Source organism: Paraburkholderia saeva, assembly GCF_907164555.1.
Classification (GTDB): Bacteria; Pseudomonadota; Gammaproteobacteria; order Burkholderiales; family Burkholderiaceae; genus Paraburkholderia; species Paraburkholderia saeva.
The window spans coordinates 292,545-309,246 of the sequence record NZ_CAJQZC010000005.1; the positions used below are offsets into that span (position 1 = coordinate 292,545).

15 protein-coding genes are annotated in these 16,702 nt (G+C 64.1%); 6 read left to right on the forward strand and 9 right to left on the reverse strand.

Annotated elements, in window-relative coordinates; translation table 11 throughout:
* Window positions 1-382 precede the first annotated feature (382 nt).
* The 6 genes from LPA36_RS15675 (at window position 383) to LPA36_RS15700 (ending at window position 4,678) form a co-directional block, all read left to right on the forward strand.
* Window positions 383-520, forward strand: coding sequence for a hypothetical protein (locus LPA36_RS15675; protein ID WP_228878202.1), 138 nt, complete (start codon window positions 383-385; stop codon window positions 518-520).
* 13 nt (window positions 521-533) lie between these two features.
* On the forward strand, window positions 534-1,067 hold the full coding sequence (locus LPA36_RS15680; protein ID WP_228878848.1) for a sigma-70 family RNA polymerase sigma factor: 534 nt from the start codon (window positions 534-536) through the stop codon (window positions 1,065-1,067).
* Entirely contained in the window at window positions 1,067-1,864 is a 798-nt protein-coding gene (locus tag LPA36_RS15685; RefSeq protein ID WP_228878204.1) for an anti-sigma factor family protein, read from the forward strand. The genes LPA36_RS15680 and LPA36_RS15685 overlap by 1 nt, the downstream gene beginning before the upstream one ends.
* Before the next feature lie 162 nt (window positions 1,865-2,026).
* Window positions 2,027-2,509: a hypothetical protein gene (locus LPA36_RS15690; RefSeq protein WP_228878206.1), complete on the forward strand. Its 483-nt coding sequence runs from the start codon at window positions 2,027-2,029 to the stop codon at window positions 2,507-2,509.
* Between the two features lie 110 nt (window positions 2,510-2,619).
* Window positions 2,620-4,197: an FAD-binding oxidoreductase gene (locus LPA36_RS15695; RefSeq protein ID WP_228878208.1), complete on the forward strand. Its 1,578-nt coding sequence runs from the start codon at window positions 2,620-2,622 to the stop codon at window positions 4,195-4,197.
* 55 nt (window positions 4,198-4,252) lie between these two features.
* The gene (locus LPA36_RS15700) at window positions 4,253-4,678 is read left to right on the forward strand and encodes a hypothetical protein (protein ID WP_228878215.1); all 426 of its coding nucleotides are present in this window, start codon (window positions 4,253-4,255) and stop codon (window positions 4,676-4,678) included.
* Window positions 4,679-4,681: 3 nt separating this feature from the next.
* Here LPA36_RS15700 and LPA36_RS15705 read toward each other — a convergent pair whose 3' ends face one another.
* From LPA36_RS15705 to LPA36_RS15740, 9 genes are all read right to left on the reverse strand, one after another.
* Window positions 4,682-5,635: a DUF1571 domain-containing protein gene (locus LPA36_RS15705; RefSeq protein ID WP_407674291.1), complete on the reverse strand. Its 954-nt coding sequence runs from the start codon at window positions 5,633-5,635 to the stop codon at window positions 4,682-4,684.
* Between the two features lie 47 nt (window positions 5,636-5,682).
* Window positions 5,683-7,467 carry an AMP-binding protein gene (locus LPA36_RS15710; protein ID WP_324250943.1) on the reverse strand — a complete coding sequence of 595 codons (1,785 nt, stop codon included), beginning with the start codon at window positions 7,465-7,467 and terminating at the stop codon, window positions 5,683-5,685.
* Window positions 7,468-7,530: 63 nt separating this feature from the next.
* On the reverse strand, window positions 7,531-8,832 hold the full coding sequence (locus LPA36_RS15715) for an acetyl-CoA C-acetyltransferase (RefSeq protein WP_228878217.1): 1,302 nt from the start codon (window positions 8,830-8,832) through the stop codon (window positions 7,531-7,533).
* 11 nt (window positions 8,833-8,843) lie between these two features.
* On the reverse strand, window positions 8,844-8,978 hold the full coding sequence (locus tag LPA36_RS29450) for a hypothetical protein (RefSeq protein WP_267478571.1): 135 nt from the start codon (window positions 8,976-8,978) through the stop codon (window positions 8,844-8,846).
* A gap of 11 nt (window positions 8,979-8,989) precedes the next feature.
* Window positions 8,990-9,910: a MaoC family dehydratase gene (locus tag LPA36_RS15720; RefSeq protein WP_228878220.1), complete on the reverse strand. Its 921-nt coding sequence runs from the start codon at window positions 9,908-9,910 to the stop codon at window positions 8,990-8,992.
* A gap of 2 nt (window positions 9,911-9,912) precedes the next feature.
* Complete coding sequence (locus LPA36_RS15725; protein ID WP_228878224.1) at window positions 9,913-11,322, reverse strand: 3-oxoacyl-ACP reductase; 1,410 nt, start codon at window positions 11,320-11,322, stop codon at window positions 9,913-9,915.
* An 88-nt stretch (window positions 11,323-11,410) separates the two neighbouring features.
* A complete protein-coding gene (locus LPA36_RS15730) occupies window positions 11,411-13,909 on the reverse strand; it encodes an acyl-CoA dehydrogenase (protein ID WP_228878226.1) in 2,499 nt (832 codons plus the stop codon).
* Window positions 13,910-14,036: 127 nt separating this feature from the next.
* Window positions 14,037-14,918, reverse strand: a complete 882-nt coding sequence (locus LPA36_RS15735; RefSeq protein WP_228878228.1) for a TetR/AcrR family transcriptional regulator — start codon at window positions 14,916-14,918, stop codon at window positions 14,037-14,039.
* 312 nt (window positions 14,919-15,230) lie between these two features.
* On the reverse strand, window positions 15,231-16,451 hold the full coding sequence (locus LPA36_RS15740) for an MFS transporter (protein WP_228878231.1): 1,221 nt from the start codon (window positions 16,449-16,451) through the stop codon (window positions 15,231-15,233).
* Between the last annotated feature and the right edge of the window lie 251 nt (window positions 16,452-16,702).

Below are 16,702 nucleotides of genomic sequence, written 5' to 3' on the forward strand. Positions count from 1 at the left end.
CCCTGTACCGGATACAAACGCGCTGTGCGGGCGGCCTCACACCCACTATAACGGCTTGCGCGCCCGGAAGCACCCCTTAAAGTATTGTGTAACGTGTCGTTACGATTTATCGCCAGCCGGCGTGGGAAGTGACGGGCGGGCGGCGACCCGTGGTGGCTCGTGGCAGGACGGGGGCGGGGCGGCGTCGGTGGCCGGAATAAAAGCGGCGTGGGGAACGTTAAGTGTGCATGGCGGGCGCCGGATGATCCGGCACAGCCAGTCTGACCAGCACGACGGGACCAGCATGACCCGACCCAACCCGGGCAAGCCGCCAGCGCGCCGATGCCGCACATGCCGTGCGACGTCGCACGCGCCGTCGGGTGCCCTCCTCAGGAGATGACTGATGAACATGCCCCGCATTCTTTCTGCTGCACTGACGGTTCTGGTGCTCGCGCTGTCGACGCTCACGGTTGCGTGCAGCGACATGGGCGCCTCGGGCAGCAGCTCGACGAGCAGCGGTAGCAGCAGCGGCGGCTATTGACGCCGTGCTGCGTCTGAACGCCCGACGGGCGAGCTTCGAAGCAGAGGTCATTTCGTGGCTCCCGCAGTTGCGCCGCTATGCGCGCGCGCTGACGGGCGACGTCGCGTGGGCGGACGATCTGGTGCAGGACACGGCGGAGCGCGCGCTCGCCCGCTGGACAGCGTTCCGTCCGGATACGAACCTGCGCGCGTGGCTGCTGACGATCCTGCGGCATCTGTATATCGACCAGCTGCGGGCGCGCCGCGAGGTCGCCGTCGACGACGAAAGCGCCCCGTGGCGGAACATGGAAGCGCCGCACGGCGAGGTCGACGGGCTCGTGCTGCGCGATGTGCAGCGGGCGCTGTATTACCTCCCCGTCGAGCAACGTGAGGTTTTGCTGCTGGTGTGTATCGAAGAACTGTCGTATCAGGAAACATCGATGGCGCTCGGGGTGCCGATCGGTACGGTGATGTCGCGGCTATCCCGCGCGCGTGAACACATGCGGGCGTTGCTGACGGAAGGCCCGGCGCGCAAAACCCCGCCGTTGAAAGTCGTAAGAGGCACGTGATGACGAACGACGAAGAACACGATCACGTTCACGACCCCGATTCCGCATCCGGACTGGATCTGCGTGCGCTGTCGGCCCTCGTCGACGACGAGCTGCCCGAAGGCGAGCGCGCGGCGCTCCTTGAACGGCTCGCGGAGAATCCGGACGCGGCAAGCCGCGTTGCCGGATACCGGGCACAGAAGTCGGCATTGCAGGCGCTCGGCGTTGCGGCGGCGCACAGCGCGCCGCAGGTCGTCGTGCTGCGGCCGCACCGGCCGTGGTGGCGTCAGGCGGGCATGGCGGCATGCTGGCTGGTGGCAGGCGCAGGCTTCGCGCTGGCGCTCGCGCCGCGCCTGATCGGCGGCGGCGGTACGGAGCCCACGTTCGCGCAGCGCGCCGATATCGCTTACGCCGTCTACACGCCGGAGCGCCGGCATCCGGTCGAAGTCGCCGCGGCCGAAGAGGAGCATCTCGTCACGTGGCTGTCGAAGCGCCTGAACCGGCCGCTCTCGGTGCCTTCGCTGCAGGAGTACGGCTACACGCTCGTTGGCGGTCGCCTGCTGCCGGGCGAAGCGGGGCCGGCGGCGCAGTTCATGTATGAGAACCATCTCGGCGCGCGCCTGACGCTTTACGTCACCGCCACGCCGAAAGGGGAAACGGCGTTCCGCCTGTTCCGCGACGGCAACCGCCGCACGTTCTACTGGGTGAGCGACGAAATGGGCTACGCGCTCTCCGGCCCGATCTCGGAAGGCAAGCTGCGCACCATCGCAATCGATGTCTGCAGCGAACTCGGCGGGCGGCCGGAGTCCTGGCAATAGTGCAATGTTTGCCAGTGGCGGGTGTGGCGCGGTGACTCTGAAACACAGCAAGGACGGAAAGCAGGAGAGACAGGACAAGACGGGGATCAGCAAGGGCGGCGACGCAAGCCGTCAAGGCAGGGCAGCATCATGTGTAACCTTGGACATGGAACGATAGCTGGCATGTGCGTGGCATGCCTTGCATGCATCGCGTGCACGACGCCAGTGGCGTCGCAACCGGTTGCGAGCGATCCACTGAACGATCCGGCGCTGACGTGCCGCATGGTTTCCGGTCAGGCGGAAATCGATGGCGTGCAGCAGCAGATCGTCGGCCACGCGTGCCGGCAGCCGGATGGCACCTGGCAGATCGTGCAGGACGCCGACGGCAACGACGCCGCGATTTACCCCATTCCCGCGTATCCGTACTACCCGTACTATCCGTATTACGACCCGTGGTACTGGGGGCCGCCGATTGCGATCGGCGTCGGCGGTTCGTTTATCTTCGTCGATCATTTTCACCATTTCCATCACATGGATCACGTCCACTTCGGACATCCACCGAATGGCATGGGCATGCATGGGGGCTTTCACGGCGGCGGTGGTTTTCACGGCATGGGCGGCGTGCGGCCGGCCGGTGGCATGTCGGGCGGACGGGGGCGGCATTAGCGGATGACGTCACGCTCCGTTCACGCCGGCGCGCGTATGTGCCGGTCGCGATGCCGTCGCGAGCCGTTTGTGTCGGGTAGCCGATGGCCACAGGCATCGAGGAGGGCGACTTGAACCGTGTATTGCCGCCGGGCGTATCTGCGGCGAACTTCGAGCGCGCGCTCGCGGCGTGGGCGTCGGCGGTCGGTGCCGCGAACGTCGTGTCGTCGCCTGCGGGACTCGCGTCGTATCGCGATCCGTTCGCGCTCGGCAAGGCGTTTGATTTCACCACGTCGGCCGCCTTGCTGCCGGCTTCCGTCGACGAAATCCGCGCGGCGTTGCGCGTCGCCACGCAGTTTCGCATTCCACTCTGGACCGTCTCGACCGGACGCAATCTCGCGTACGGCGGCGCCGCGCCGCGTCTGTCCGGTTCGGTCGTGCTTGACCTGCAACGGATGAACCACGTCATCCACGTCGATGAAACGCTCGCTTATGCGCTCGTCGAGCCGGGCGTCAGCTATTTCGATCTCCACACGTATCTGCGCGACAAGGGTTACCGGCTGTGGGTCGATCCGCCCGCGGCAGGCTGGGGCAGTGTGATCGGCAATACGCTTGAAAGGGGGTTCGGCTACACGTCCTACGGTGATCACGCGGCAACGCAGTGCGGCATGGAGGTGGTGCTGGCCAATGGCGATGTGGTGCGAACGGGGATGGGCGGTATCGATCCCGGTACGTCGTGGCAGGTGTACAAGCCCGGCTACGGGCCGTCGTTCGATGCGATGTTCATGCAGTCGAACTTCGGCATCGTCACGAAGATGGGCGTGTGGCTGATGCCTGCGCCGCCTGCCTATCTGCTCGGCGAATTCCAGTTTCGCAACGAAAGCGATCTGGAGACGATCGTCGAAACGCTGCGGCCGCTGCAACTCGATGAGACGATTCGCAACCACGCGGTGATCGAGGGTGCGATCCGGCGCGCGGCAGGTCTTGCGCCGCGCTCGCAGTACTACGATGGTGCGGGGCCGATGCCAGAGAGCGCGGTGGTCGCGATGATGAACCGGCTGCGCATCGGCCGCTGGAATCTGCATTTTGCGCTCTACGGCAACGAGGATGTGATCAACGCGCAGTACGCGAGCGTCCACCGCGCGTTTGCGCGGGTGCCGGGCGCGGTGCTGTCGGCGGCGCGTTATACGGGGGATGCACAGCCCACCGGTGGCGGCGACCGCAACCTGGCCGGCATTCCAGCAATGAGCGCGTTTCGCATGCTCGACTGGCGCGGCGGTTCGGGCGCACATGTCGATTTCTCGCCGGTGTGCCCCGCAACCGGCCGCGATGCCATGCGCCAGTACACGCTGGTGAAATCGCGAGCGGCCGAATATGGCTTCGATTACTACGGCGGCTTCACGGCGGGCACGCGGCATCTGCATCATATTTTCGCGGCGATTTTCGATCGCGATGACCCGAAGCAGCCCGAAATCGCAGGCGACCTGCTGCGTGCGTTGATGAGCGATGCGCGTGCTGCGGGCTACGGCGAATACCGCGCGCATCTTGCGTATATGGACTTCGCCGCGGCGCAATACAGTTTCAACGATGGCGCGATGCTGCGCCTGTCGGAAACGGTCAAGGATGCGCTCGATCCGGCCGGCATTCTGTCGCCGGGCAAGCAGGGCATCTGGCCGCGTGCATGGCGCGATAAACGGGGCTATACATGAGCGCCGGTAATCGTGCGCGCGGGGATTCCCGCGGCGCAGGCGCAGGGAGAGACAGATGAATCGACGCGCGTTCATGACACGCAGCGTGCTGCTCGCCGCGGCGGGGTGCCCCGGTTGCGCCATGCCCGCGTTTGCGCGCGCAATCCGTACGCCGGGCGCCATTGCCGTCTACGACCCGACGCTCGCGCATGGCCGTGCGCTGGCTGAACGTGCGGCATCGGGCGGTCTTCCCGCATTCGGTACCGGGGACGACATCGGCGCGCTGTGGTACGCCACGCTCGCGCCGCATGTTGCGCGAACACGCGGTTTGCTGATCGGCGTGACACGTCGCTCGGATTACTTCGTGTTGACGCAGTTCATGGCGCACACGACGGGTGCCGTCGCTTCACGATCAGATATTTGCCGCAGCCCGGAGTCGGCCGGAACGGCACACTTCATCATCGACTGCGCAGCATGTCGCGCAACGCAGCGTATCGCGTAGAACCTAAAACCTGTAACCCGGATTCCTGGGGTCGAACGTGGCGTCGTCGAAGCTTTTCGGCGTGACGGTCTCGAAGAGGATCTTCTCGAAGATCCGGCCTTCGTTATCGTAGGATTCGACGCTGCGAAACCACGGATGCCGCAGGTCGAGACCGAGCGTTTCCTTCTTTGCGTAGAACTCCGGCTGGCCTGTCGGCGTTTCGTAGGTGAACGCGACCACGCGCAGGCCGCCAATTGTCTTCACCTGGATCCGGTTTGGCCGCGTAATGCCGGCAGCGGCGAATTTCTGGCCTTCCGCGAGAAACTGCTGCGCGATGTATTCCGTTCCGAGATCGCGCACCTGATGGTTCGACTGCGCGCGCGCCAGCACGCCGTTCAGCGAAGCCCATATCGGCATCACGTTCAGGAGGCCGCCAAGATGGCCGTACATTTCGTCGCTGCGCTTCGATTCGTCGTAGATGACTTCCTGACCTGCGTGCGCGCCATCGGGCAGCCATTTCGCGTAGATCCGTAGCGGCTCGCGCGTAAGACGCACGAGCATGTGATCCGGCTCGGCGGGCCATACGCCGCGGATGCGTTCCTGCCGCGCCATCGTGAACTCGTACGACGGATAACCGTTCGGTCCTTCCTTCACATAGCGCGGCACAGTCAGCGTATCGAGCGACTGGAAGAGCGCGAGTAGCTGCGCGTCATCGAGTTTTTCGAGCGCGCCGCTTTGCGACGCGCGACGCAGCCAGCGCACCTGCTGATCGACCGTCAGTTTCCCGACCTGCGCCGGCGCGACGGCAGAAGTCGCCGTGTCGACGGGTGAGGGCGAAGGCGTTCCGTCCTCCGCGCAGACATTGCCCGTCACGATGGTCGCGCAAACCAGCATCCCACCGGCTGCGAGACGGATACATCGTCTGGCGAACCCGGCGTTCACTACAGTGCGCGCCGGTTGATACTTCGGATACGTCATCCCTCACTCCAGCATCAACGCCGACGCGCGCGAACTGCGGGTTGCGCTTATTCCGGCTTCTGTTTAGCCATTTCCTCTTCGCGCAACTGGCGGCGCAGGATCTTGCCGACGTTGGTTTGCGGCAACTCATCGCGGAACTCGACGACCTTCGGCACCTTGTAGCCCGTCAGCAGCTTGCGGCAATGCGCGATCACCTGTTCCTGCGTGAGCGAGCGCGTGCGCGGCACGATGAACACCTTGATGCGCTCTCCCTGAGCCGCATCGGGAATGCCGATCGCCGCGACTTCGCGCACATCCGGGTGCATCGCGATCACGTCTTCGACTTCGTTCGGGTACACGTTGAAGCCGGACACGAGAATCATGTCCTTCTTGCGATCGATGAGACGCATGAAGCCGCGCGAATCCATCACGCCGATGTCGCCGGTGGCAAGCCACCCGTCTTCGTCGAACACCTTGGCGGTTTCTTCCGGACGGTTCCAGTAGCCTTTCATCACCTGCGGGCCCTTCACGCACAGCTCGCCCGCTTCACCGATGTTTGCCCATGTGCCGTCGTCCTTCCTGAAGCGGACCTGGGTGGAGGGCGCGGGCAGGCCGATCGAGCCTTCGAAATCGCGCATGTGCTTGAGATCCACCGGATTCATCGAGACGATCGGCGAGCATTCCGTCAGTCCATAGCCTTCGATGATCGGCTGGCCCGTCACTGCCTTGAAGCGATCGGCGACGGCTTTCTGCGTCGCCATGCCGCCCGCCATTGCCAGCTTCAGATTCGAGAAATCGCGCTTGCAGAATTCCTCGTTGTCGAGGAATGCGTTATAGAGCGTATTGACCGCCGTGATGCCCGTGAACTTTTCGTGACGGATGATCATCATCACGCGCTTCACGTCGCGCGGATTCGCAATCAGGATGTTGCGTCCGCCAAGGCCCATGAAAATCAGCGCGTTCACCGTCAGCGAAAAGATGTGATAGAGCGGCAGTGGCGTGAGAACGGTTTCGGCATCACCCGTCAGTTGACCGGCGGACCATTCCTTCGCCTGCAGCAGGTTCGCGATGATGTTGCGATGCGTGAGCATCGCGCCCTTCGCCACCCCTGTGGTGCCGCCGGTGTACTGCAGGAACGCGATGTCCTCATGCATCGGATGCACGGGCGTAAGCGGCCGTGTGTAGCCGGTCGCGAGCGCGTCGAGCAGTGTCACGGCTTGCGGAATGTGCCAGGCCGGCACCAGTTTCTTGACGTGGCGCAGCATGAAATTGATCAGGCGACCCTTGATGTTCAGGCCGTCTTTCAGCAGGTCGCCCAGCCCCGTGACGATCACGTTCTGCACCTTCGTGCCGGGCAATGCTTCTTCGACCACTTTCGCGAAGTTCTCGAATACGATGATCGTTTGCGCGCCGCTGTCCTTGAGCTGATGGGCGAGTTCGCGCACCGTGTAGAGCGGGTTCACGTTCACGACCACTGCACCGGCCTTCAGCACGCCGAAGAGCGCCACCGGATACTGAAACGTGTTCGGCAGCATGATCGCGACGCGGTCGCCCGGCTTCACGCCGATGCCCTGCAGATACGCCGCGAACGCGGTGGCCTTGCGTGCGAGTTCGCCATACGTCATCTCTTCTCCGACGCTCACGTACGCGACGCGCTCACGGAACTGCGCGACGCATTCGTCGAAGAACTGCACGAGCGATGTGTACTGGTTGACGTCGATTTCACGCGCCACGCCGGGCGGCCAGGAGTTAAACCAGATGCCGTCGGTGTTCGGTGCTTTCGATGCGTTTGCGCTCATGGCTTCCCGTGCAGATGCTCCGCCTGCCGAAGGCGATTGCGTGGTCTGGGTCATCGCTTGTCTCCTGAGTCTGACTGTATTTTTGTGTTTGTCATTCTAATGCTCGCCGCAGTGCCGCTAGCGTTCGAGAATGGCGACAACGCCCTGGCCGCCTGCCGCGCAGATCGAGATCAAACCGCGTGCGGTGCCTGCGGGCCTGTCGAGCTGCGCGAGCAGCTTCGCGAGTCCTGCCACGATACGCCCACCCGTTGCCGCGAACGGGTGACCCGTTGCGAGCGAACTGCCATTCACGTTCAGCTTCGTGCGATCGATTGTACCGAGCGGGCCTTGCAAGCCCAGTTGCGTGCGGCAATATTCATCATCCTGCCACGCCGCGAGCGTGCACAGCACCTGCGCTGCGAACGCCTCGTGAATTTCGTAGAAATCGAAGTCCTGCAGCGTGAGGCCGGCGCGTGTCAGCATGCGCGGCACCGCATAGGCAGGCGCCATCAGGAGGCCTTCCTTCTTGTCGAAGAAGTCGACAGCCGCGGTTTCCGACCATTTCAGATACGCGAGCACCGGCAGGCCGCGTTCGGCCGCCCACGCTTCGCTCGCAAGCAGCACGGCCGACGCGCCATCCGTGAGCGGCGTCGAATTGCCGGCCGTCAGCGTGCCTGCATCGCGATCGAAGACAGGCTTCAGTCCGGCGAGTTTTTCGGACGTGAGATCGGCGCGCAGGTTGTTGTCGCGCGTGAGGCCGCGATACGGCGTCATCAGGTCGTTGAAGAAACTGTCACGGTAGGCTTCAGCGAGCTTGCGGTGGCTTTCGAGCGCGAGCGCATCCTGCGCTTCGCGCTCGATCCCCCAACGCTTGGCCATGCGCTCGCAATGCTCGCCCATCGAGAGCCCTGTGCGCGGTTCGCCGTTGCGCGGCAGCAGCGGCTTGAAAAACATCTGCGGACGCAGCTTCGCGAGCGCGCCGACGCGCTGGCCGGCAGTCTTGCCGCGATTCGCTTCGAGCAGGATCTGGCGCATCTTTTCGTTGACGCCGATCGGTGCGTCCGACGTCGTATCGACGCCGCCCGCGATGCCCGCTTCGATCTGCCCGAGGGCGATCTTGTTCGCGACGAGAATGGCCGCTTCGAGGCCGGTGCCGCAGGCCTGCTGAACGTCGTACGCGGGTGTTTCCTTCGCGAGCGTGGTGGAAAGCAGCGATTCGCGTGTGAGGTTGAAGTCGCGTGAATGTTTGATGACCGCGCCCGCCGCAACTTCGCCGAGCCGCATACCGTGCAGGTTGAAGCGGTCGATCAGACCCTGCAGCGTGAACGTCAGCATGTCCTGATTCGATGCGCTTGCGTAAGCCGTGTTGGACCGCGCGAACGGAATGCGGTTGCCGCCAATGATGGCGACGCGCCGCACGGCAGGAAGCGGGAGAGACATGCTCGGCTCCTTCAGGTCATGCCCTGATTATCGATGGCTTCGGACGGCAGCGGCAGGCCGCACGTTTCGGCCGCTGCAATGCAATAACGAAACACATGCGGTGTTGATTCCACGATTTCCTCAGGCTCGACGCGCAGGTTGCGCATGTCACGGGCGCTCATTGCTGCGTCCACTGAAGCCGTGCGCGCAGGTGCGGCTTTTCGCCCGCGCTGTCGCGCACTTCGAGCTCGCGTGTGGCCGGCGCAGTGGATGACGTCCATATCGATGCCTCGCCTGGCAGAAACATCGGCAGCTTGAATTCGCCGCTGATGGTGGCATCCGCGAGACGTTTGGGCGGCTGCAAGGCGGCTGCCGCGCGCGCGAGCGTCCACATGCCGTGTGCGATCGCGCGCGGAAAGCCCAAGGCACGCGCGGAAAGCGCGCTCAGGTGAATCGGGTTGTAATCGCCAGAGACCTTCGCGTAATCCCGGCCCAGTTGCGGTGGCAACTGCCAGCGTGCGTGCCGAACCAGTGCGTCGCGCCCGATCTGCAGCGGCGCGAGTGCCGGGTCGCTTACGGTGCCGGGTGCGATGCCGCGTTTCAGATAGACGCTGTCGCCGTCCCAGACGGCCTCGCCGCGCCGGTAAAGGCGCGAATGCAGTACGAACGCCTGTCCCTTCTCGTGGCGCAGCAACGCGCCGAATTCGACCTCGACGCGCAGCACATCGTCGGGATAGAGCGGCTGGCGCTGGTGCACGCTGTTCGCAAGATGCACGAGCCCGAGCGCGGACCACGGAAACGCCGGGTCCGTCAGCATCAGCAGATGGAGCGGAAACGCGAGCAGATGCGGGAACGTGAACGGCAGACCCTGCTCGGGAATGAAACCGCAGACGCGCGCGTAGTGATCGATCGCAGCCTGTTCGAGCGGCACGGCGGGGCGCACGAGCCGCAGCGGCGGCAGATGCGTGGCGCGCCCGCGTTTGAACACGCCAGATAACGCGCGCCCGTAAAGCGTGGCCGGTCGTGGCAGGCGCTGGATTACCACCGTCCTCGTGCGCAGAGCGCCTGACGTCATGCCGGAACGGGCGGGTTCGTCCATCGTCAGGCTCCAATCAGGCTTTGCCCGCACACGCGCACCACCTGGCCCGTCACGCCGGCCGACCCCGGATGCGCGAGCCACGCGATCGTCTGCGCGACATCGACCGGCTGGCCGCCCTGGCTCATCGAGTTCATGCGACGTCCTGCTTCGCGGATCGCAAACGGTATCTTCGCCGTCATCTGCGTTTCGATGAAGCCTGGCGCCACCGCGTTGATCGTGATTTGCCGTTCGCCCAGAAGCGACGCCATGCCTTGCACGCGTCCGATCACGCCGGCTTTCGACGTCGCGTAGTTGCTTTGCCCGGGATTGCCCGCGATGCCGCTGATCGACGACACGCCGATAATGCGCCCGCCGTGGCGTAGCGTGCCCGCTTCGAGCAGCGCGTCGTCGATGCGTTCCTGCGCCGCCAGGTTGATGTCGATGACGCTGTGCCACGCGGTTTCTGTCATCTTCGCAATGGTTTTGTCTTTCGTGATCCCGGCGTTGTGCACGATGATGTCGATGCCGTTTTCATCGAGCGCGGCCGCGAGTTGCGCTGGCGTTTCGGGTGCGGCGATATCGAAGGCGAGGGGGGTGCCGTTCAGTTCGCGCATCGTGTGATCGAGCGCGTCTTTCGCGGACGGAATATCGACGCCGATCACATGCGCGCCTTCGGCCGCGAGCACGCCGGCAATCGATGCGCCGATACCGCGCGCCGCACCCGTCACCAGCGCGCGACGGCCCGCGAGCGGCCGCTTCCAGTCGAAATCGGGCAGTGCGCGCGTCACGGTGTCGATGTGGACGGCCAGGCCCGACACATATGCGGAGCGTGGAGAGAGGAGGAACCGCACCGTAGTTTCAGCGAGCGCTTCCGCGCCGGGCGCGACGTAGATCAGGTTCGACGTGATACCGCGACGCGCTTCCTTGCCAAGCGAACGCGTGAAGCCTTCGAGCGCGCGTTGCGCGGTCCATTGACGCGGATTCGCGCAGCCCTGTGGCGGCCGCCCAAACACGACGATGCGCCCGCACTTGCCGAGCGAGCGCAACGCATCGTGAAAGAAGGCGTAGAGCGAATCGAACTGCGTGACATCTTCGATTCCGGTCGCGTCGAAGAGCAGCGCGCTCATACGGCCTTGCGTCGAACCCCGCTCGACCGGTTCAAAGCGGCCGGTCATCAATCCGTGTCGATGCGCGAGTGCAATCCACAAACCCGCGCTCTCGTGGGCGACGCCTGTCATGCCGGTGCGCGCAATCATGCCGGCCAGTGCGTCGAGGATTCGCGGCTGCGGACCCGCGCCCACGGCGACGAGTCCTTCGAACTCCGGCCTGTCGGCGTGATAACGACGCAGCACCTCGGGCTTCGGCAATCCGAGCGAGCCTGCGAGCCGCGCGCCAAATGGCGAGTTGACGAAGTTCAGGTAGGCGTCGTTCATCGTCCGTTTCCGCAGTGTGTCGTGCTGGGCGTTCAGTGTGTGCGAAGCGTCCCGCGCATGGTCTGAATCGCGGGACGGATGTTCCGGGTCAGGCAGCCATTTCCGTGGCGCGCTCGAGTGCCTCCTTGCGCTTTTGCAGCGCAGCAAGCATGCCGAAGTCGGCCGGGAAATCGTCGACCTTGACGACTTCCGCGCCGTAGCGCGCGTAGTCTGCAAGCACGGCGCGCTCGCTGCCGTCGATGAGGCCAAGTCCCGCGGCCGTATCGATCCATGTTGCGAGATCCGGCAGGCTTTGCGGCATCGGCGCGATGAAGCCTTTTTTGACGGCCTCGCGCAGTTTCTGCTCGATCTGCGTGACGCGCGGCGTCAGCGCGAACACGAGCTCGCCGTAGCCGAGCGGATCGACATCGACTGGCGGAACATACGAATCCGCTACGAGGCGTTCGCGCGCCGCACCGGGCGTCTGCATCAGTTCGGCGATTGCGGAGCCGAGGCTGTCTGAAGGCGCGCGATGCGGCAAACCGAACGGAAACGCCAGCACGCGCACGAGAGCCGCCGCGAGCCGGTTCGGGTAGTTCGCAAGTACGCCGTCGATGGCTTGCTGCGCCTGGTACAGTGCGTCCTCGACGCCCCAGCACACGAGCGGCAGATCGCTCTCCTGGCGGCCTTCGTCCTCGAAGCGCTTGAGTGTCGCCGAAATCAGGTACAGCTGCGAGAGCACGTCGCCGAGCCGGCCCGAAATGCGCTCACGACGTTTGAGCTCGCCGCCGAGCACGAACATCGAAATGTCGGCAAGCAGCGCGAACGCAGTGGAGATGCGCGTCGCGGCGCGATAGTAGTGAACGAGCGGGGCATGTGCGCGCTGCGGCTTCGCAATGAAAGCACCACCTGTCAGCCCATACACGAAACTACGCATTGCGTTCGATGCCGTAAAGCTCGCGTGTCCGAAGAACGCTTCGTCGAAATCGCGTAGCGCCTTGTTGCGATCGGCTTCGCGCGTCGCGGCCATTTCCTTCAGCACGTACGGATGGCACCGGATCGCACCCTGACCGAAGATGATCAGACAACGCGTGAGAATGTTCGCGCCTTCGACGGTGATCGAAATCGGCACCTGCTGGTAGGCACGCGCGAGAAAATTCGACGGCCCCATGCAGATGCCCTTGCCGGCGACGACGTCCATGCCGTCGTTGATGACCTTCCGCGCGCGTTCGGTGATGTGATACTTCGCGATTGCCGAGATCACCGAAGGCTTTTCGCCGAGATCGACCGCATGCGCCGACAGCCGGCGCGCGGCATCCATCACGTAGAGGTTGCCGCCCATGCGGCCGAGCGCTTCCTGCACCCCTTCAAACCTGCCCACGGCCGTGCGGAACTGCCGCCGCACCGCGGCATAGGCGCCCGTGCCGCGCACCGCCAGCTTCGCCATGCCGACGTTCGACGAAGGCAGCGAAATCGCGCGACCCGCCGCGAGACATTCCATCAACATGCGCCAGCCGTTGCCCACCTGTTCGCGTCCGCCGATCACCCAGTCGAGTGGAATGAACACGTCCTTGCCGGAATTCGGGCCGTTCTGGAACACGGCGTTCAGTGGCCAGTGACGGCGGCCGATTTTTACGCCCGGATGCGTTGTCGGAATGAGTGCGCAAGTGATGCCGGGTTCGTCTTCAGCGCCGAGCAGATGGTCCGGGTCGCGCACCCGGAATGCGAGACCGAGCACCGTCGCGACCGGTCCAAGCGTGATGTAGCGTTTGTCCCACGTCACGCGAAAGCCCAGCGTTTCGCGGCCCTCGAACACGCCTTTGCAGACCACGCCCACATCCGGAATGGCAGCCGCATCGGAGCCGGCATACGGGCTCGTGAGCGCGAAACAGGGGATTTCCTCGCCGCTTGCGAGGCGCGGCAGATAGTGGTTCTTTTGCGCTTCGGTGCCGTAGTGCATCAGCAGTTCAGCGGGCCCGAGCGAGTTCGGCACCATCACCGAAACGGCGGCCGCCGAACAGCGCGTGGAGAGCTTCATGATGACCTGCGAATGCGCGTACGCGGAGAACTGCCTGCCGCCGTACTGCTTCGGAATGATCATGCCAAGGAAGCCTTTCTCCTTGATGAACTGCCATGCTTCAGGCGAGAGATCCTGCCACACCGCGCCCGTTTCCCAGTCGTTCGCGAGATCGCACAGGTGCTGGCATTCGTTGTCGAGGAACAGCTGCTCTTCAGCGGTGAGCGTGGCGGGGCCGTGCGCGAGCAACGTGTCCCAGTGCGGCCGACCGGAGAAGAGCGCGGCGTCCCACCAGACCGTGCCGGCTTCGATCGCATCGCGCTCGGTCGGCGACATCTCGGGCAGGATCCCGCGAAAGATGTCGAGCACGGGCTTCGTGAGCCACATGCGGCGCAGAGGCTTGAACGCAAGGACAAGCGCCGGAACCACGAGCACGACGGCAAGGAGCGTCGTGGCGAGCGGCCCCGCTGCACCCGTCAGGGACGCGACGCCGACCCACGCCACCATGAAAACCAGCCACCATGCCGCGCGTGCCTGCATGAAAACGAGTCCGGCACCCGCAACGAAGAGCGCAACGATAAGCCACGGCATGACGAATCCTCCCTGTTTTCAACGTGCGCCCGGGCGCGTCCGCGCGAACGGCGCGCTTCTGGTGTGTTACCGGCTGGCTGGCGCGGCGGACGATACGCCGGATCGCACGTCAACGCGCCTTTTCCTGTCAGACCGGATGATTCACTGCGTGTTCGGCTGCGGAAGCAGAATGTACGGACGTGCGCGACGCAGGACCGTCGGAGGGCGAGCCGGAATCCGCTGCGCCATGCAGGCTGGATGTACCGGGACCACCGGCCGTGCCCGCGCCCGCAGGCGACGTGCCAGGACAGTCGAGGTCGCTGCCGTCGGCGGCATCGCCAAGGACAGCGGCGAACGCGGCGAACTGTGAAGCGTCGGGTAGCGGCGCCTTCAGCGCGGAGACCATGAGCGAGGCAAGGCGCGCAATCAGTTGCAGGTCGTTCATCGACTTGCCCTGCGAGAACCCGGCGATGAGGCTCTCAGTGTCCGCGCCGGCCAGCACGCCCGACAGCGCACCGATTGCGAAGTGCAGACGCCAGCCGAGTTCCTCGCGCGGCAGATGCGGCAGCGCGCGCTCGAACGCATCGAAGAAACGCATCGCGACAGACTGGTAGTGCGCCGCGAGAAAGTCGCGGATGAACGAGGACGGATCGGTACAGGCGCGACCCAGGAGCCGCAGGAATGCCTTGCCGCCGGCCTCCGGATCACGGGAAAGCCGCAGCGCGGGAATGAACATCGCGCCCAGCACGTGCTCGCAGGTAAGACGCGAGCCCAGCATCGCGTCGAAGCGGTCCAGCAGCTTCAGACGCTCCTCGTTCAGCCGGTCGAGCCGCCGCGAGAGCATCGCGTGAATCAGCGCTTCCTTGCTGCCGAAGTGATAGTTGACCGCGGCGAGGTTGACCTCGGCGCGCGACGTGATCTGCCGCAACGACATCGCCTCGTAGCCGCATTCGATGAAGAGCGTTTCAGCCGCGTCGAGGATCCGGGACTTGGTGTCGCCGGCAAGCCGGCCGGTGGTGCGAACTCCCATGTTGCGCCTCCCTTGTCGCTCGCCCAAACCGCGAACAGGCGATTCAAGTACCCGATTGAAACAGTCGTTTTTTTCAGGATAAGAAGCGCGTGCTTTTAACAGCAAGCTTGAATGTGGACGGACTCCTCTAAAAGGTGCTCGATCAGGGTCATTTGCTGCGTCGCGACACTGCTTGCAGTGAGGCGCCGCGCGCATGAAAAGGCCACTCCGGCGGATACCGGAGCGGCCTTATACAGTGGGCGAAAATAGCGCGGATCCTGTGTGTTGCCGGATATTCGCGCTGGCCGCGCGCCGGCGCTCAGCGTGTTGCGCTCAGTGGAGCGCCGCGACCTCTTTGGCTGACTGGGTCATATCGATGCCGCGTCGTTCACGGCTAAAGAGAATCAGCACGGCGATCACGACCGCCACGATGCCCGCGACCATCGCCATCGGCAACGCGTAATTGTTGCCATGCGCTTCCGCGAACTTCGACTGCATCGGCCCGTTGATCGCGGCAAGGAGGTTGCCCAGCTGATAGACGAGACCGGGGAAGGTCGCGCGGATATCGTCGGGCGAGATTTCGTTCAGGTGGACCGGAATCACGCCCCAGGCGCCTTGCACTGCGATCTGCATCAGAAACGCGCCAGCGGCGAGCATTACCGGGCCGGTCGAGAACGCCCATGGCCAGAGCGCCGGCAACGCGATCAGCGAGGCGATGAAAATGGCGCGCTTGCGGCCAATCTTTTCAGAAAGCGCGCCGAAGAAGAGGCCACCGACAATCGCGCCGATATTCAGCACGATGGAAATGTTCTGCACCGTTTCAGGACCGAACTGGTGCTGCACGCGCAGGAACGTCGGGTACATGTCCTGCGTGCCGTGCGAGAAGAAGTTGAACGCGGTCATCAGCACGATCGCGTAGAGCGACAGCTTCACGTTCTGCCTGAGTGTGGCGATCAGGCTGGGGCGTGCCCGTTGTTCCATCGTTTTCCACGCGGGCGATTCGGGCACGTGTGCGCGGACGTACAGCACGAGGAGCGCAGGCAGAACGCCGACGAAGAACATGCCGCGCCAGCCGATGTACGGAAAAAGCTGACCGAACACCAGTGACGCGAGCAGGTAGCCGCTCGGGTAGCCCGCCTGGAGCAGTCCTGACACAAAACCGCGTGCGCGCGGCGGAATGGTTTCCATGGTGAGTGCCGAGCCGACGCCCCATTCGCCGCCCATCGCGACGCCGAACAGCGTGCGCAGCACGAGCAGGGTGGCGAGATTCGGCGAAAAGCCCGACAGCAGTTCGAGCAGGGAATAGCACGCGATGTTGACCATCAGCGTGGGACGTCGGCCGAAGCGGTCGGCGAGCCGTCCGAAAATGAGTGCGCCGACGGGTCGCGCCATCAGCGTCAGAAAAATCGCGTATGAGACGGAAGATATTTCCGTATTAAAGTCGTGAGCGATATCTTTCAATATAAAAACCATCAGAAAGAAATCGAATGCGTCGAGGGTCCAGCCGAGATAGGCGGCAATCGTGACGTTTCTCTGTTCCCGGGTCCAGCTCATGTCGTTGTTCTCCTGTTCCTGTTCCACAGTATCCCGCCTGCATGCGACGCGGTCTCCAGCGTTTTTCGCATGCCCCGTGAGTGCGGGTTTCGCGAAAGTGTACGCCGGGCGTTAAGCGGTTGCAGGGTTGGATTCGCCAGTTTTCGTGGTAATCCCTTAGTAAATGCGCATTCAATCCGACATTAAGTGCTTTTTCGTCGGCTATATGAAATATTCGTATCGAAACCGATATATTTATCGAGGTATTTCGT